This window comes from Metabacillus bambusae (genome assembly GCF_017497975.1).
Classification (GTDB): domain Bacteria; phylum Bacillota; class Bacilli; order Bacillales; family Bacillaceae; genus Metabacillus; species Metabacillus bambusae.
In genome coordinates, this window is record NZ_JAGDEL010000035.1 from 1 (window position 1) to 18,769 (window position 18,769).

Genomic DNA, 18,769 nt, shown 5'->3' on the forward strand with positions numbered 1-18,769 from the left:
ACGCCATCTTTCAATTTTGAACCATGCGGTTCAAAATGTTATCCGGTATTAGCTCCGGTTTCCCGGAGTTATCCCAATCTTACAGGCAGGTTACCCACGTGTTACTCACCCGTCCGCCGCTAATCTCAGGGAGCAAGCTCCCATTGATTCGCTCGACTTGCATGTATTAGGCACGCCGCCAGCGTTCGTCCTGAGCCAGGATCAAACTCTCCAATAAAGTGTTTGATATAGCTCATAAGTTTGTACTATAATAGTACGTTGTTTTGTTAATTAAAAATTAACGTTGGCACGCTTGGTTTTGTTTAGTTTTCAAAGATCATTTATTGTCGTTTCGTTCAGAAGCGACCTTATTAATATAACACTTTAAATTTTATAAGTCAACATCTTTTTAAAAGTTTTTTCAAAACAAGATGTTAGCATTTCAGCCGCTCGTTAGCGACGAATAATAATATAACATTTCTTTTTATTACGGTCAACTATAATTCTAAACTTTTTTCTTTATTATTTGATATCTTATAAAACAAACATAAAAGAAGTTCTCTTCTCTCCTTTAGCGCTCTGAATTTTGTCATATCACCCCTTCCTACAATTTCTGCCTTATCCAATAACGCCCTTACCTCCATCAATTCATTACAAAGAAGATCCACTAATTGTACCCTCTCTTTTTCACTAAACAAATAATAAATCACTTTCTCCCTCCTTAATATTCATCAATCATTATTTCTAATAAATTTCTTTTCTAATCATTTTCATTAAAGGCCAAGCATAAACTTGTCACAAGAGTAAGTAGGACGAGGGGGACCATTATGAACCAGTTTCATGTCATTCATATGAAGAAAATTAAGCAACTTGCACTGATTATGATAGCAGCTTTTTTTACTGCGGGAATTTTATATGTTGAAAATGTATTAAATTACCCTGTTTTTTCTACCTCTGATGGACCAAAAGCTATTTATAGAGGTGAAACAAAAAACAATGAGGTAGCATTAACCTTTGATATTAGCTGGGGTGATGTAAAGGCTGAACCTATACTAGATACGTTAAAAAAACAAAATATTAATAACGTAACATTTTTTCTGTCCGCTTCCTGGGCAGAAAGACATCCAGATATAGTTAAACGTATTGTTGAGGAAGGCCATCAAGTGGGAAGTATGGGATATGCCTATAAAAATTACAAGGATCTCGAACCAAATGAAATAAGAAGAGACTTATCAATGGCACAGGAAGTTTTTACAGAATTAGGTGTAAAGGATGTTACATTGTTACGACCGCCTAGTGGAGGCTTTAACAAAGAAGTACTTTCTATGGCTGAAAAACATGGTTACAGTGTTGTTCATTATAGTATTGATTCAGATGATTGGACGAATCCTGGCGTTGAAGTGATTGTAAAAAACACCACATCTAAAATAAAGGGTGGGGATATCGTTCTTTTACATGCTTCAGATTCAGCTAAACAAACAAATAAGGCTTTACCACTTATCTTAAACGAATTGAAAAAGAAAGGATTAAAAAATGTTTCTGTCGGTGATATCATCGCCAATGCAGATGCAAAGTCTTCTGAAGTTAAATGAAAATGGAAAGAGCTAGCCTAAGCTAGCTCTTTTTTGATTTAATAAATTTAGGTAACATTAATAGTTGATACGCATTACAAACCTGTATAGGGATTAGCATAAGTAATAACCAATCCTTCTCATTTACTCTTAAGGCAGGAAACCATTCGATGGTTGTAACCACAATCATAAAAAAGAGAGCAGGAATAAACGCCTCTTTATTTGTGTTCGACCTTTTTATTAATGCGATGATTACTCCTAAAATAAACACATAGAACGCCAAAAGTAGATAAGGGATAATTGTTTCATTTCCCTCTGCAAAAAGCTGAAATCTGAAATAGATTAAATCGAATAAAACAAAAGCAATTAATATGATTTGAGCTAAATTCCACATTGAAACAGAACGAAAAATCCCCAAGCCAAACCTATGTACTGTTAAGTAAGCAAAAAAGCCCATTTGACTAATTACACTAAAAATTAATCCAACTCCAAAAAGCCAGAATAAAATTGAAACAATCTCAACTAAATTAAAACTTATAAATAATTCTTTATATTCTGACCACTTTAACGCAAATCCAATAATTCCTGTTGTTAGACCACCAACAAGTAATGTACTTAGAAAGAAACGAACCCAATTTCGACTATTCACTACATTATCCTCCATCATGTTACTCCTATTGATTTTACCAATCATTTATTAAAAATACCACATCATAAGCATTTTCCTCGTATAAATTCTCTTAACTAATTCAAAATATAAATAGCAAAACGTAAATAGAAAGGGGCTAGGATTACCATGAAGAGATACTCGCTCCTCATGATTGTATCAATGACTATTATTTGTTTAACGATCTCAGGATGTGCACCTAAAGAAGAAGCAGGACAGGTAGATTACGAAGAAACAAAAAAGATGGTTGTTGATATATTAAAGACTGATGATGGAAAAAAGGCCCTCCAAGAAGTGATGAAAGACGAAGAAATGAAGCAAGTTCTTATAATGGATCAAAAAGTTGTAACTGAAACCATTCAAACAACATTAACATCTGATAAAGGGGCAAAATTTTGGCAAAAGGTCTTTGAGGATCCTAAATTTGTGGAGAGCTTTGCAAAAAGTTTAAAAGAAGAGCACGAAAAAGTAATAAAGGGATTGATGACAGACCCTGAATATCAAAAATTACTTATAGAGGTTTTACAAGATCCTGAAATGGAAAAAAGTATTCAAACCTCTATGAAAAGCCAGGAATTCAGGAAGCATCTTCAAGAATTGATCATGGAGACCCTATCTAGTCCTTTATATAAAGCAAAAATCCAAGATACTTTATTAAAGGCTGCTGAAGAGGCTGGGCAAGGTGGTAGCGGTCAATCTTCCGGAGGTGAAAGTGGCCAAGAATCAGGTGAAAGTCAAGAGCAAGGCGGAGGAAGCGGTGGTAGCTAATAACATTCCCGCACCTTGTTTAGCAGAAACAACTTCTTAACACTGAATTACTTGTCATTTAAAAAAGCGCTCAATGAGCGCTTTTTTAAGCTTTTACAGGTATGATATTTGTAACCTGCTTAGCGATGGATTGATAAATTTGTCCCGTTGGATGATCCTCTCCATACACTGATGGAGCAAAGTCATCATCATTCCAGTCAGGCTGCTGTAATGGAATCTTCCCAATAAGTGGAACGCGAAGCTCTTCAGCAAGCTTTTCTCCTCCACCACGACCAAATACATATTCCTTCTCACCAGTCTTTTTACTTTCAAAATAAGCCATATTTTCAATGACACCAACAATTTCATGATCTGTTTGAATGGCCATTGCCCCCGCTCTTGCCGCTACAAAAGCAGCAGTAGGGTGTGGAGTTGATACGATGATTTCTTTGCATGATGGAAGCATTGAATGCACATCTAAGGCAACGTCTCCAGTTCCAGGTGGTAAATCTAATAATAGGTAATCAATTTCTCCCCATTCCACCTCATTAAAGAAATTATTAAGCATTTTACCTAACATAGGGCCTCTCCAAATTACAGGAGCATTATCCTCAACGAAAAACCCCATTGAAATGACCTTCACTCCAAACCTTTCTACTGGGATAATTTTCTCCCCACGTACAACTGGTCTTTTCGTGATTCCCATCATATCAGGTACACTGAAACCATAAATATCAGCGTCAATTAATCCTACCTTTTTACCTAAACGCGCGAGCGCAACAGCAAGATTAACTGAGACCGTAGATTTCCCAACCCCACCTTTTCCACTTGCAATTGCCAAGAAGGTCGTTTTACTACCTGCAGATAATAAAGAATCAGATTGATTAGTAGTAGAATCCTGATATGCAGCAATCGTTTCTTGCGGAAGTTCATGGAAGCGAAGGCCTACTGATTCAGCTCCCGCTTCTTTAATCTTCTCAACAATTTGCTGCTGTAATTGAAGCTGTTCAGCCGTATTCGTTTTAGATATGCCTATTTTTAAGCTAACATGCGATTTTTCTTGTTTTATTTTTATATCTTCAATCGCATTTAGCTCTTCTAACGATTTATGTAAAAAAGGATCTTGTAATTGTCCGATGATTTGTCTTAATTCTTCTTCTCGCAGCATATTTACCACCCTTTTGATTTCGTTTACATAAATTATAACATAATTATCATCTTTCCTAAGTTACTAACCTTGAAAAGTTATGTCTTATTATTCAGGCGGATTTTTTTCATTCGAGAAGTATCGTAAAATACCGTTATATATTGATGCTGCAACTTTTTCTTGATATTCATCTGTAGACAGTAAATTTTCCTCTTGAGGGTTTGATAGAAATCCTACCTCTACTAATGCACCAGGTTTCTCTGTATTTTTAAGTAAATAGATCCCATCGATCGGTTTTGCTTTACGTTCAGTATTCTCAAGGTTTCTGCGTAGCTCATCTTGAATATATTTTGCTACGTTTTCATTTTCAATAAATTTACCGTGAAAAAAGGTTTGAGCACCACTCCATCTAGAAGAGGGAATAGCATTTAAATGTATACTTAAAAATAAGTCAGCATCAGATTCATTAATAATTTTAACGCGATTCTTCAAATCCTCTGCTTTTCTTCTACTGTAACCCGAAGTATCTTCATCAGCTAAATCTACATCTTCTTCTCTAGTTAATAGCACCAGCGCACCTTGTTCTTGTAAATAATCTCTTATTTTCAGTGAAATGCTTAACGAAATGTCTTTTTCTAATGATGAGTTTCCTACAGCTCCACCATCTGGTCCACCATGGCCTGGATCCAGATAAATAACCTTTCCTGTAAGTGGCAGATTCCATGATTCCCATGATTTATTATTGGTGAATTGCCACTGGAAAAGGATTAATAACAATACAAACCCCGCTATAAAGCCAAGCCATTTTATTTTTTTATTCATTTTATTCCCTCCTGCTCGTCCTATCTTCTTCAATATATGGGACAATTAGGAGGAATATGATAATGAAGTGATCGAACTTATATCTTAATGCAACCTCAATTTATATCGTTTTTCCCCTTTAGTAAACCCAAGTTTCCACCATGATTGAATATAATATTCACATGCAAAATAAACTTCTCCAAAGGAGATATCTTTCTCATTCAAATTACCCCAGTTAATAAAATAATCATATAAATCATCAATTAATCGTTTTTCCTCCAACTGACATCTTTTATTAGCTGTCTGCATCGATTCACCATAGTATCCAAAACGGCTATACTTTGCACCAAGCAAAAATGCCTCAATCGCAAAATCAATACACCCATCTTCAATAACTTCCTTTTTACCTTTTTCTGCAAAGCTTCCAAAGCTACCTTCAATACCACTCTTTATTTCTGTTAAAGAAAGCTCCCTAAGCATTCTTTTCTCATATTTTAATTCTTTTTGGTGTCTCTTCTGCTTCAAAGAGATAATATCATTCATAATAGAAGCCTCCCTTTACTTTTATTGTTTAACCGTCTATATTTATCATTCGAGAAATCTCTTCCAATTTTTTTAAAAAATAACTATTGATATGCATGTTTCATTTATCAAGAAATTTGTTCCGAAGGCACCAAAATAATCTGTTCGATAAAAATAGGAATTAAAAAAGGGAAAAACCACACGGATAACCGCAGATTTTTCCCTTCTTTTTTCACTATTATATTTTTTATTTATTTACCTCTGCTAAATTTGATACCTGTGAAGGAGTTAGAGCACCTTCATAAATACGTAATTCATCTAATAATCCCTTGAATGGAGTATCCCAATAGTTAACACCTAAACTAAAGTTAGAATTCGTAGATGTAAATATATTTGGGAAGTTTGTTCCCGTAAACTTTTGAACACCATTAACATAGACATTAATCGTACCGTTATCAACTGAAAAAGCCAAATGTGACCATTCATCATTATTAATCTTCATACCCGCTGTAGCATCATACCAAGTACTACTGCCCGACCATACCATGGTATTGCCATTTGCTGGTCCATTCGGAACTAGACTCAACCAGTTGTTACTATCTCTAGCTCCAAAGAAAGTAGTTGTATACATAGTTAACTGCTCCGGTTTTAACCAAAGTGATACAGAATATGTGTTGCTTGAGATAAGGCCATTTGGTAAGCGGATTCCCGATTCTCCGTTAAACACCGCGGCTTTACCAGTCTTACCGTTCGCATAAGTGATTGTGCCACCTTGATTATCAATTCTATTACCTGTTACTGTACCCGTCTCAAAGTTGCCTGTTAGTTCATTTAGCCCATCTTCAAATGAATATTGAGCAACCAAACCAGCCTCTTTGTATGGCAACACTGTAATTTCAAAGCTTTTTGTTTTCGTTATATCACCCTTTGTGATAGTTGCAGTAAGTGAAGCTGTCACACTTTCAGAATTAACTTCTGGACGATTTATTACACCTGTCTCAGTTACAACTTTAGAATCTGAGGTCTCCCATGAAATTTCTGTGTGTCGAGTTCCTTCAGTAGGCAGTGTCAAATTTGAAATAACATTCTCTGTATCTCCAAGGCTCAAATCATTTAAAACATCTTCTACAATTTCATCATCAGTCTTATTAAGTACTTTACTTCCCCAGACTGATACCCCTTCTTTTGAAACAGCTGTAAATGACATCACATATCGTTCCGAAGTTGGGTCCCATTGACGTACAAATACTCCATCAAAGGTTTCTCCATCCACTGTAATTTCCGCCTGATTATGACTCGTCTTTTTCCATGTACCATCTACATCACCAGTAACTGTATTGTCCTTATTTAAACGAATAAACACAGATTTATGGATGTTTGCAGAAGTATCCTTTCCTTGGTTAATAAATTTGTATTCACCAATTAGATCTTGTCTATTAACTTTATCAATCGTTTCACCTGAATATCGGTACGGTGCTACCACTGGCCATCCATCTTTGTTCATAAACATTTGATGAATTCTCAACTCATGCATCTCACCTGTTTCTGGGAAGCGTGTATGGAAAACCAAAAACTGCTGACCTGTTTCAGAATCATAATAAACAGAATTATGGCCTGGAGAAAGATAGCCATAGCCTATACCTTTACCAGGGTCCCCAACTTTTCTTTCAAATAAGAAATTACCCATAAGCTTCATACCATATGGAGAATGATCTACATTACCTGGTAGAACAGCACTCTTTCCTTCTGCATCTACATAAGGACCATCTGGACTAGTTGATCTGAACAATCTCATATTATAACCACCATCTGCCCCTAACCAACCATAGGTAACATATAAGTAGTAATAGCCTGTATTCTTATCATAAACAATATAAGGGCCTTCACCTGATTTTCCATATCCTCCTGCGATTTTTGTTCCAAAGTAGCGATCAACAAGCCTGCCATCATCGGTAGTTCCATCTTCACCCGGATAGATTGCTTGTCCAGTGGTTTTATTGATTTCAAGCATAAATATTCCGCCAGACCAAGAGCCATATGTCATCCACAATTTCCCGTCCTCGTCATAAAACAGATTAGCATCGATTGCATTTGGGAAGTTACTATTTGCATAAGATCCATTACTATTAAACCAGCCAGATCTTGGTCCTGTTAATGTACCGTTATCAATCAGTTTATTTATATTGGTATTCGTCCATTTCTTATTAACATTACTATTTGCATCATACTCTTCATTTTTAGTAAAACCAGAATATACAATGGTATCAACAGCCTTATATGGTCCCTCTATATTTTTAGATACAGCATAACCAATTGCGGAACGTATATAAGTAGAAGATGCACTATAATAAATCATATAGGCGCCTTTAGTTCCATCATCATTTACGTAATCTTCATTCCAGAAAACGTCCGGAGCCCATACGGCATAACCCCCTTTACTATCAGAGTCATTTTCACCTGCCCAAGTAAAAGAACCCGCTAAATTTTTTGATAAATCTCCATATATCGCATTTCCTGGCGTAGTGTAGCCATTAGCAAAGCTTGTCCAACTTTTTAAATCCTTTGACTTAGCAGCCTCAATATGCGAACCGAACACATAATATGTATCACCATCTTTTATTATAGAAGGATCGTGAACAGATACATTTTTAAACACTGGCGCTTCCCCTTGGAAATCAGTATTTGGCTTGTTACTATTTTCACTAGCCTGATTAACTTGTTTTTCTGTCCCTAAGCCAAGTACAATACTTGGTATCATTACTACAAGAATGAATAAAACAAATGTGGATTTTCTTACGAAATTTTTTCTCATTCTGATGTTCCCCTCTCCTTTTGGAAAAACAAATAAATGCAAATCTAACTCTAACTATGATATTCAAGCGCAGTTTTTTATACGTACCTTATTATTAGAAATTAAATTGTTGTATTTTTCTCGGTGTATGTAGGTTAAGACAATGATGTTGGCATTAAATAACATGTAGCTTTGATCTACATTGTTAATAATGTAGTTTCTGAAGTTGGTGAGTTTTGTTTACCGAAGTTAAATAAATGTTTATCTCACAGAATCCCCCCTGTTAGACCAAAATAACTAAAACGCTTACATTTAGTTGATTAACATATATGTTAATAACTTAATAATAATATAAAATACAAAGACCCTCAAGAGGACCTTTCTCTTATTTTGAAGAAATCGATAGTCGGATTTTTTGCCATTATTCCTTGATAATGTGTAGGGCTTCTTGTAACCTTCCTTAATGGCCAGTATAGTTAAAAGCCATTTTGTTCATAAAAAAGGCCTCAAACAAAAAGTTTGAGAGCATGAACGTATATAATTTACATTTTCAGGACTTTGAAACGCCAGTAATTAACGTTTTGAGAACTGTGGTGCTTTAACATTGTTAAAAGCCTGTTTTAGGAATCTCAACAGGTGGAGTAGATAAAGGCATCTCCACACCAGTCCTTATCGAGTAAATCCGATCATGTGCCATTTTCACTTGTTCTATAAATTCCTCATATGGTCTTTGGCAAACATCAACAAAACCAACTTGATAGTTTTCACCATCAAACCTTCCTAATACCGCTTGGTCATTGTATTGAAAATAATGAACCCCTATTAAGCCTGGAATAGTAGCTGCTTGTTCAACATAATAACGATAAGCCTTTCCTCTATCTGCTTGTGTAGCTACCGCTCGTATCCCGTAAGCAAGAAGCCCTACATCTGCTGCTCCAAAGTGAAATTCACCAATCATTACAGGCATATTTAATTTTTTACTGATATGATCAATCTGATCCGCAACCGGTTTCAATTGATAGGAGTTTATCGAAAATACATCAAACACTTCACAGCCCTCTAATAGGTCATCGTTTGAAATCCAAGCATAGCGCATGCCAAGATTTAAATGATTAGGATCTACATCTTTACAATAATTAGAAGGCAATTCGACATATCTACGTATTAAGATTCGATTAAATGAGGCAAAGTCTTTTTCACGATTTTCATTTACAATTCGCTCATATTGATATTCATCAACGATATGTTCAAAGCTTGAAAAAGACGCTCCCCACGATTCATTTAAATGCGTTATCGTTTCGTACTTTTCCATTAGCCATTGAATAAATCTTTTCTTACTCTCAAAAGGAAATGACTGTTCCATCATCAATTCAGTTAAATTTAAACCATCAACAAAAGCCCAATGTGGCTCATTTCTAATAAAATATCCTACGAGCAAAGGGTCTTCTTTTAACGGGTGAAGCTGTTGGGCAAATTCTTTTGCTTTCACATCATATTCATCACTAAAAACATCAGGAAAATCACGATATATATTCATCTTTGTCGTAGGAAAATCATTTAATGGGTAAACATAAGGGATTTGAGAAAACTTAATAAATTCCCGCTGAGACCAATTTGCAATAGTATTCATTTTCCATTCTTTCAAGCGATTTGTTATTATCTCTGCCCATTTTTCCCACCAAGAGTTTCCGTAGGCCCGAATCATATTAGCAACAGCATAGCTAAAACTATGGTCTGTCCATGCAGACTCATATTTCCCTTTTTTATCTGGAAGCCATGAAACTAAATGCTCCATTCCCGAAACTTTCATCGTATCGTACGGTTGAATACAGTCGATACCTGTACTAAACATTGCATATCCATCTGGATCGACTAGCCACCATTTTTCGTTATCAAATTCCGTGCGAAAAAAACCAGTTTTCCTAAACTGTAATTCTTTCCATCCTCCGAACCTACTTAATTCATTGTTATCACTTTTATTTTGGTGATGTAACTCTTTTTGTAGATATTCTTCTAGCTCTTTTAAAGACGATGTCTTACTATGCCAGTTTCTAATTGCTAGTTGTCCCATTTCATCAATATACGGTTTTCGATCACATAAAAATTCAGGCTTATCTTCTCGCAACTGAAAATTTGAAATTTCAAATTTTCGCCCCTTTTGTGACGGAATCGTTTCAATACTAAAATCATCTATTTTCGAGCGATCAATTGAACTGTCTCCTCGTAGTACACATTGCAGACTACCTGGATAACGATCAAGAAACAATTTTTCACCATTTACTGCTTTTAAAGGAAAACATAATCTCGTTTTAACAAATGGAAGTATTCCGTAATGAACACTTATATACCGTTCATCTTGACTAAACTTTAATATAATGACCAGTACATCTTCACATTCATGATAAATATCAGCTACAAAAAAATCATAGTGTGACCAAATGCTTACATCATATTTTTGTCTATCTAATACAATATTTCCTCCTGCAGGAGATGTTTCAACATGCAATTTTTCATTTGATGCGATTTGCAGGTTTGTATTTTCGCAAGGATAGAATGTATTTACAGTTAATTGCACGATCATTCACCTAACTTTCTGTATACACTATTCTTTCACTGATCCAAGAACAATTCCTTTAACAAAATATTTTTGTAAAAATGGATAAACAAGTAATATTGGTAGTGCACCAATAAAAATTTGAGCTGCTTGAACGGTTCTTTGTGACAGATTTTCTAGCAAGCTAGGGTCTGCACTTATCTTACTCATGTCCTGTTGGACAACAATAGTCTGTAAAAATGTAGCTAATGGGTAGTTTTCTGCTTTCATCATATAAATCAAACCATCAAACCAAGAGTTCCAATGACCAACCATTGTAAAAAGTGCAACTGTAGCAATACCTGGCATAGATAAAGGGAGATAAATCTTAAATAATATTTTAAAGAACCCCGCCCCATCAATACGAGCTGCCTCTTCAAGAGAAATCGGTATCGTTCGAAAGAAATTCATTAATAAAATTAAGTTGAAAACACTAAGGGCACCCGGCAAGACAAGAGCCCAAACCGTATCAATCATATTCAAATTACTAATTAAAATATAATTTGGTACTAGTCCACCTGAAAAAAGCATTGTAAATACTAAAAACCACATATAGTAATTTCTACTTTTAAACTCTTTTGATAATGCATATCCTGCAAAGATCGTAACTGACATCGCTATAAATGTTCCTAAAACTGTACGATAGAAAGAATTAAATAAGGCTTGCGTAAACTGTGGATTTGTTAACGTCTTTTCATACGCATCCAAAGTAAAATCGACTGGTAATAGATTGATAATATTTGCAGAAGCTGCTGCTTTTCCACTGAACGAAACTGCTAACACATGGATTAAGGGTAAAACACATAAAATGGCCATAGTAATGAGGAAAATATGGTTAAAAACACTAAACCATTTATAACCTATCGTTTTATGATACATAATGAGTTACCTCCCTATTTTTTATAAGGCTCTTTTCTAAGGTATTGTTGCTTTTAAAACGAAAACTGTTAAGGTTGATTGGAGCGGAAGTGCGAGACTCCTGCGGAAGCAGCGGGACAGGTGAGACTCATACAGGCATTTACGCCGAGGAGGCTCACCGCCCGCCCCGCGGAAAGCGAGCAACTGGAGCGGAAATCAACCATACCCGCACCACTTAGTAAATAGCTACAAATTTTACAAAAACAACCTTTTTAAAAGATACGATAATTTGCGAATTTATAAGCCATTCGATAAGAAATAACAATTAAAATAAAACTTATGACTGATTTGAACAATCCAACTGCTGTAGCAAAACTAAAATCACCTTGTAACATCGATGCTCGATAAACATACGTATCAATGATATCTCCCTTGTCATATACAAGAGGATTATATAAATTAAAGATCTGGTCAAAGCCTGCATTTAAAATATTTCCCAGCTGCAATGTACCAACAACGATGATAATTGGAAGCATCGCTGGAAGCGTAACATACAATGTTTGTTTGAATCGTCCTGCTCCATCCATTTCTGCTGCCTCATATAAATTTGGATTAACACCAGTAATGGTAGCCAAATATACAATCATTCCAAAACCAAACTCTTTCCAAATGTCACTAACAATAAGCACAAACCGAAACCAATCTCCATCACCTAAAAAGAAAATAGGTCCTACACCGAATAAACCTTCTAGCATTCTATTAACTACTCCGCCTTTAACAGAAAGAAGATCAATTAAAATTCCACCTAAGATTACCCATGAAAGGAAGTGAGGTAAGTATACGAGTGTTTGTATGCTTCTTTTGATCCCAGATTTACGAACTTCATTTAATAATAATGCCATAACAATTGGGACAATCATCCCAAACACAATCTTTAATACTGCAATAATAAAAGTGTTCCAAATGATCTGAACTGAATCTTCAAATTGGAATATTGCTTTAAAATGCTTTAATCCTACCCATTCTTGGTCAAAAATACCGAGCCAAGGTTTAAAATCTTGGAAAGCTATGACAACTCCAAACATCGGTATATAGTGAAAAACAATTGCTAAAACAAGTGCTGGAAGAACCAATACATGGATTGGCCAAGTTTTCTTTAAATCTTTTAACGGATTAAATGCCTTTTTTGTTTTCGTTTGGATCTTAATATCGGTAACGCTTACATCCTGTTTCAAAATGAATCCTCCCATCCAAAATAGTAATTGAATTTTCTTTATTATCTGATATTATTATATCAATCTAAGGAATTCGAACCTATGTCAAGGTATTAACTTTTATATACCCATCTACAACTTTGTGGGATTGTTTATAATATAGAATAGTTTTAAAACCTTTATTGAACGTGAGGATTTCTTTTTTTCACTTGAAATAAAGTATATTGGCATCTTTTCTTAAGAGCACATTAATGTAAGCCGTTTCATAACAACAATCTCTTCGAAAAGGAGCCTTACACAAGGTTGGTGAATAAATGGTAAAATATAAGATTTTTAGAAATAGTATGATATTTTTGCTGATGCTAGTTATACCCACAACTATTCTTTTTTCCTATTCACATAAAGTAAGTAAAGTTGTAGTAAGAAAAACACTTGAAGATTCTGCTTCCAAACAATTAAAGTTTTCTATGAATCAATTAGAAGATGATTTGCGTCAAGTAGAAATGCAGTCAAGTACACTCCTTTACGATTCAAGTGTTAAAGCTTTTGAAAGTTCAAATGATTTTTCGGAGTACTTAGACCATTTGATGGACAGAAAATATTTAGAAGAAAAATTAAAAATCCAGAGAAGTGTAAATTCATTTTTATATGATATAACGATTTATTTACCAAATTATGATAAGGTCATCTCTACAGAAGATGGAAAAACATTTAATAAAGAATTCTTTAAAGCTGCTCCTTTTTATAAGTGGTTTACCTCTACTGAAAATGGAGAAAAAAAGTTTCATTACCTTGTTTCAAGTCCATATCAAACAAAACCTAACCTTTTAAATTCTTCTATTATTATCGAATCTACTATTAATAGTAGCTATTTAAAAAACGTATTATCTAGTGTAGATGCATCTGGGATTGGGACATCTTTTTTTTATTTTTCTAATTCTGAAATTTTTACTAACGCAGAAATTGATCCGAAAATTATCAAGCTACTAAAAAATAATATAAATTTTAATAAAAATCATTCTACCACTCCATCACTTTCTGTTTTAGAAATGAATAACAAACAATATCTAGTCCAGACCCTTTACTCTACATCACTAGAGGGAACATTGGTAAGTTTCATAGAGCTAGATGAATTTTTGTCTCCCTTAGAAAATGTAAGCTTGCTAGTGAATGTTAGTTTATTTGTTTTCTTTATTACTGGTGGTATTTTGACATTTATTTTATATCGACATTTTCGACTGAACATTAGACATTTAATAAAGAAAATTGAGTTGCTTGGAAAAGGAGATTATAAAAGTCGTGTCACAATAAAAGCAAATAATGAGTTTGATTATTTGTTTGGTCATTTCAATAATATGGCAGAAAGAATTCAAACTCTAATTGAAAATGTGTATGAAGAACAAGTCCGAACCCGTGAAGCAGAGTATAAACATTTGCAATCACAAATTAATCCACATTTTTTATATAATTGCTTATTTTACATTATAAGTATGGCTCGTAAGTCTCCTGATGCTGTCATTGCGATGGCAGATAACTTAGCTAAATATTATCGATATAAAACGAAAAAACCTGGAAATCAAACTTCATTACTTGATGAAATCAAATTAAGTGAAAATTACTTAAAAGTACAATCATTAAGAAATAAACGGCTTCACTATTCGATTAACATACCTGAAGAAATGCATAAGATCATCGTTCCAACCTTATTACTTCAACCAATTATTGAAAACGCTATCAATCATGGGTTTGATCAAAAGATAGATTCTGGAAAAATTCAAATAAAGGGTCATAAAAGTGAACAAAATTACATGATAGTAATAGAAGATGATGGTATTGGAATGTCTAATGAAGAAATAAATAGGTTATTAAAACGAATCAATCAAAAGCAACTTCTCGACGAGGTCGGCTGCGGGTTATGGAATATCAACCAAAGACTTATTAACCAGTATGGTCCTTCTTCAGGTATCCATATTACTAGGAGCAGCTTAGGTGGACTTTGTATAAAGATAGTGATAGATAATCATGAAAATGAGGTGTTACAGAATGGAAATATTACTAGTTGATGACGAAGAATATGTACTTGACTATTTAGAAGAAACCATTGAATGGAGTACATTCGGTTTTGAAAGAATTCATAAATCCTCTTCAGTGGATGAAGCATTAGTTATTTCAAACAAAGGTAATATTTCAGTTGTTATAACAGATATTCGAATGCCTGAAAAAAGTGGCCTTGAACTTTTACAAACATTACGCCAAAAAAAACCTGCAATAAAGGTTATCCTTCTTTCAGGATACTCTGAATTTGAATATGCAAAGGTAGCGCTTAAAAATGGTGCGACTGATTATTTGCTTAAGCCCATTATTGAAGAAGACTTAATAGAGAGCATAAAGAAGGTCCTAATAGAGATTGATAAAGAAAAACAAAATGAAATAGACTTGGCAACCGCAAGAGATGTCTTAAAACATGGAACCTTCCGAATGAGAGAGCATCTTCTTCTCGATTTATTACACGGGAAAAAATTTAGCGATGATGAGCTATTACAAATTATCCAACCATTAAATATTAATATCCAATTAAAACAGGAATGTATTCTTGCTATGATTCAAATTGAAACAATATCTGATGGGGATTCAAGAGAAGACTTTGAGCTTTTTTCATCAACCATTTTAAATTTAGCTGAAGAATTATTTTATGAGAGGGTAACCACTCCACCTACCATTTGGTCATGTACCGATTATCATCATTTTATTATTATGGTCCTCCCGACTCATAATAAAAATGAATTTGAGCATATTCAATCGAAACTAAATGAACTGATAGAAATCGTAAATTCGTTTTTAAAGAGGTCGATTTCAATTTTACTTTCACCTACATTTACCTTTTATCAAGAACTTCATTCAATTTATATTAAAACATTAAATTATTTTTTATCAAACATGGTAAGCACGCCTAACAGTATCCATACGATGGATCGGGTTTCTACAAAAGGAGAATTCAAACCATTAACAAAGCTTCATGAATCACCAGCAATTTTGCAGTTAATGGAGGGAAATCGGTGGGACGAGGTATCCGAAAGAATTGATGCTGTACTAGAAGAATTAGATCATTCATCATGTCATACCCACAGTCAAAGGATACAGATTGTTTATTATTTATATAGTTGTTTTTCATATATCTCACATCAAACTGGAGACCCAATATCAGAAGAGATCATTGGAGATTTATCATTCTTTCAAAGCCAGTTTCAATTCCACTCAACAGACCAAATTAGACAATGGTCTGAGTCATTGATTAACCAATATAAACGTAGTATTAACGAAGACAATGGAGGGAAATCTCATATCATTAGACAAGTACAAAAATTCATCGAAAATAATTTACATGAGGATGTTTCTTTAAATAAAATAGGTGAACATGTTTATTTACATCCTGTTTACTTATCAAGATTATATAAAAAAGAGACAGGTGAAAGTCTATCTTCCTATATATTACTTACACGTATGGAAAAAGCAAGCCATTTGCTAACAAACACGAATAAAAAAATAGGAGATATTGCTAAAGAAGTAGGTTACCAGAAACCCCAGTATTTCATTCGCTTGTTTAAAGAATTCTATCATACCACCCCACAAAAGTTTCGAAATGAAAGGAATTAACTATTTTGAAAGTAAAGAGGTGTCCCAAAACAAATTGTCTAACACTGACATCTACAATATCTCTTTTAAATCAACATAAAAAGAGATATTGTGTATGTCATGTAGTGTCAGACACTTATGGGGCACCCTACTTTTATTATTGGTTCACACTTTCATACCATTCATTTACTTCTTTCTCTATTTGCGTACCGCCTTTTTCGTACCAATCCTTAACAAATTGATCATAACTATCTAATGGCACTTTTCCATAAACGATTTTATTGAAGATCTCCACTTCCATCGTTGTCAAATTTTCACCTTTACTTTGCATTGTTTCTGTCGGACCTCCTAAAAATACATCAGGCGCACTAAATTCTCTCATTTGATAATTCAATGCTCCAGCTTTAATTGTATTTTCATTTGCTTGGGAAATTCGATCTTGTAGATTTGTTTTTGGTTCATTACCTTCATAAATATAGTTTTGTTCTTCTGACAATTTAAATGGAACCATCGGAGTAGCCCATAGTAGGCTGTATGCACCTGAATCATAAATTTGCTTTTGAGGTTCAGGGAATTTTGCCGGGTCATATACAGGTTTTCCATCTACTAATGCATAATCATATCCTTCAGCATACCCATATTTAAAATCGCCTGTTTCAAACTCTCTATCATACATTTTATCTAAATACACAAAGAACGCTTCCATATTTTTGAAGTCTTTATTAAAAAGCATAACCTTGTTTTCATTAAGTGTTGATCCAAAACGTGCAGTCTTACCATCAGGACCTGTTGGTAACTTATATGGCGCAACCTTCGCATCTGGATTATTACCTAATATGTCTTTTAACGGCCAATCATATGCAAATGATGGCGCTGCAATCATTCCTGCTTTTCCTTGAATAAAACTCTCTGTTGCCTTCACTGGATCCAATACAGCTAATTCCTTATCTAAATATCCTTTGCTATACCAATCTCTTAATCTTCCAAGTGCTTCTTTAGTACCAGGTTGTGTTGAACCATACACAAGTTTACCGTTATCAGATACTTGGTATGTTTTCGGGAGATATTTCCCAGTATAAGCTCCAAAGACAAAACTAGCATCAGACATCCAGTTGAGATAGCCACCACTACCAGAGAAAGTAAAACCAAATGTATCGTCCTTACCATTTCCATCTGGATCATTATGTGTAAATGCATCCATTACTTTTTCAAATTCTTCAATCGTCGTTGGTGCCTCCAGATTTAAGTTGTCAAGCCAGTCCTGACGTACCCATAACAAAGGGTCTGTAGCATCACCCGTTGTAAAAATAGGAAGTCCCATTAATCTACCATTTACTCTTACCTGATCTAATCCTGCATCATTTTCTTCATATATTTTCTTAACACGTTCAGAAGCATATTTGTCAAAAGCGTCCTGGATATCCATTACTTTCCCTGATTCCATAAGGTCAGCAACTAACCCACGATTTTGAACAACAAATGCATCTGGAAGAGTTTCTTGTGATGTTAAAGCCAATCGAATCTTTGTATGATAAGCTCCATTATCTGCTGAATCCCACATATTATTAATTTTAATACCTAGTTCTTCTTCTGCCCATTTTGTATGAACATTATTATTGATGTCTTCACCATCTTTAAATAGTATACCTGCTGTCGGTCTAGCTGTGTTTATTTCTACAACAGGATCAAATTTTCCACTTTCCGTTTTTGTGGATGAGGATTTTTCTGTCGTTTTCGATGCCTCCTCATTACCCCCATAACTACAGCCTGTCGCTAAAGAGAAAGCGATTACAATCAATGTTAACATGAGTATCCATTTCTGTCTTAACATAATTACCCTCCTTTTATTTTCTTTACAGTTATTATTCTATCAGCCTCTATTTAATCCTTACATGCCCTAATCTTAATAAATATATCCCTTTTATAAACTAGTGAAAGCGTTGTCAATTCAATTGTTTAATAGATTCCTTTTATTAACAATAGGAATCAAAATATAAGATAGCATTTTGCAATTCCTTGTTTATTTAAACTCCTTATTATATATCATAAAAAATAAAAGTAGGGTACCTAGTTATAATAAACTATTGCACCCTTGCGGAAAATAGGTTTATTTATCAGATGTTAGCTACTCTTAAGGTTAGTTTTAAAAATCTTACAAATTTCGGTGGAATATTTAATCAATGTAAAACATCAAGAACAAGTGATGGAATAAAACAATCAAAGAAACTAGATTGAAGCTATTTTAA

At 34.2% G+C, this 18,769-nt stretch carries 14 protein-coding genes and 1 rRNA gene; 4 read left to right on the plus strand and 11 right to left on the minus strand.

All coding sequences use genetic code 11. The annotated features are described in order from the left end of the window. Together I7822_RS27170 and I7822_RS27175 are read right to left on the minus strand one after the other, a co-directional pair. Positions 1-217: ribosomal RNA gene (locus tag I7822_RS27170) — 16S ribosomal RNA — on the minus strand; the annotation flags it as partial. Positions 218-476: 259 nt separating this feature from the next. Further along, positions 477-689, minus strand: coding sequence for a hypothetical protein (locus tag I7822_RS27175; RefSeq protein ID WP_207982182.1), 213 nt, complete (start codon positions 687-689; stop codon positions 477-479). 117 nt (positions 690-806) lie between these two features. Here I7822_RS27175 and pdaB point away from each other — a divergent pair, with 117 nt between their 5' ends. Next, entirely contained in the window at positions 807-1,571 is a 765-nt protein-coding gene (gene pdaB / locus I7822_RS27180) for a polysaccharide deacetylase family sporulation protein PdaB (RefSeq protein WP_207982183.1), read from the plus strand. A 22-nt stretch (positions 1,572-1,593) separates the two neighbouring features. On the opposite strand, the gene I7822_RS27185 is transcribed toward pdaB, so the two are convergent. After that, positions 1,594-2,199: a KinB-signaling pathway activation protein gene (locus I7822_RS27185; RefSeq protein WP_207982184.1), complete on the minus strand. Its 606-nt coding sequence runs from the start codon at positions 2,197-2,199 to the stop codon at positions 1,594-1,596. Positions 2,200-2,346: 147 nt separating this feature from the next. Here I7822_RS27185 and gerD point away from each other — a divergent pair, with 147 nt between their 5' ends. Next, positions 2,347-2,985 (plus strand): spore germination lipoprotein GerD, encoded by a 639-nt coding sequence (gene gerD / locus I7822_RS27190; RefSeq protein WP_207982185.1) that lies wholly within the window; start codon positions 2,347-2,349, stop codon positions 2,983-2,985. Positions 2,986-3,070: 85 nt separating this feature from the next. Here the strand turns inward: gerD and salA are convergent, their stop codons facing one another. The 7 genes from salA to I7822_RS27225 form a co-directional block, all read right to left on the minus strand. Beyond that, positions 3,071-4,132, minus strand: coding sequence for an iron-sulfur carrier protein/transcriptional regulator SalA (gene salA, locus I7822_RS27195; protein WP_207982186.1), 1,062 nt, complete (start codon positions 4,130-4,132; stop codon positions 3,071-3,073). 87 nt (positions 4,133-4,219) lie between these two features. Continuing rightward, a complete protein-coding gene (gene cwlD, locus I7822_RS27200; RefSeq protein WP_207982187.1) occupies positions 4,220-4,933 on the minus strand; it encodes an N-acetylmuramoyl-L-alanine amidase CwlD in 714 nt (237 codons plus the stop codon). 84 nt (positions 4,934-5,017) lie between these two features. Beyond that, positions 5,018-5,455 (minus strand): DUF2521 family protein, encoded by a 438-nt coding sequence (locus I7822_RS27205; protein WP_207982188.1) that lies wholly within the window; start codon positions 5,453-5,455, stop codon positions 5,018-5,020. Between the two features lie 226 nt (positions 5,456-5,681). Beyond that, complete coding sequence (locus tag I7822_RS27210; protein ID WP_207982189.1) at positions 5,682-8,246, minus strand: LamG-like jellyroll fold domain-containing protein; 2,565 nt, start codon at positions 8,244-8,246, stop codon at positions 5,682-5,684. Between the two features lie 586 nt (positions 8,247-8,832). Next, positions 8,833-10,800: a beta-galactosidase gene (locus I7822_RS30515; RefSeq protein WP_207982190.1), complete on the minus strand. Its 1,968-nt coding sequence runs from the start codon at positions 10,798-10,800 to the stop codon at positions 8,833-8,835. 27 nt (positions 10,801-10,827) lie between these two features. Then, positions 10,828-11,697: a carbohydrate ABC transporter permease gene (locus I7822_RS27220; RefSeq protein ID WP_207982191.1), complete on the minus strand. Its 870-nt coding sequence runs from the start codon at positions 11,695-11,697 to the stop codon at positions 10,828-10,830. Between the two features lie 251 nt (positions 11,698-11,948). Then, on the minus strand, positions 11,949-12,878 hold the full coding sequence (locus I7822_RS27225) for an ABC transporter permease (RefSeq protein WP_372442242.1): 930 nt from the start codon (positions 12,876-12,878) through the stop codon (positions 11,949-11,951). A gap of 326 nt (positions 12,879-13,204) precedes the next feature. On the opposite strand from I7822_RS27225, the gene I7822_RS27230 reads away from it, so the two are divergent. Beyond that, the gene (locus tag I7822_RS27230; RefSeq protein WP_207982193.1) at positions 13,205-14,953 is read left to right on the plus strand and encodes a sensor histidine kinase; all 1,749 of its coding nucleotides are present in this window, start codon (positions 13,205-13,207) and stop codon (positions 14,951-14,953) included. Next, a complete protein-coding gene (locus I7822_RS27235) occupies positions 14,934-16,544 on the plus strand; it encodes a response regulator (protein WP_207982194.1) in 1,611 nt (536 codons plus the stop codon). The genes I7822_RS27230 and I7822_RS27235 overlap by 20 nt, the downstream gene beginning before the upstream one ends. Positions 16,545-16,680: 136 nt before the next feature. Here the strand turns inward: I7822_RS27235 and I7822_RS27240 are convergent, their stop codons facing one another. Further along, the gene (locus tag I7822_RS27240; protein WP_207982195.1) at positions 16,681-18,354 is read right to left on the minus strand and encodes an extracellular solute-binding protein; all 1,674 of its coding nucleotides are present in this window, start codon (positions 18,352-18,354) and stop codon (positions 16,681-16,683) included. Positions 18,355-18,769 lie beyond the last annotated feature (415 nt).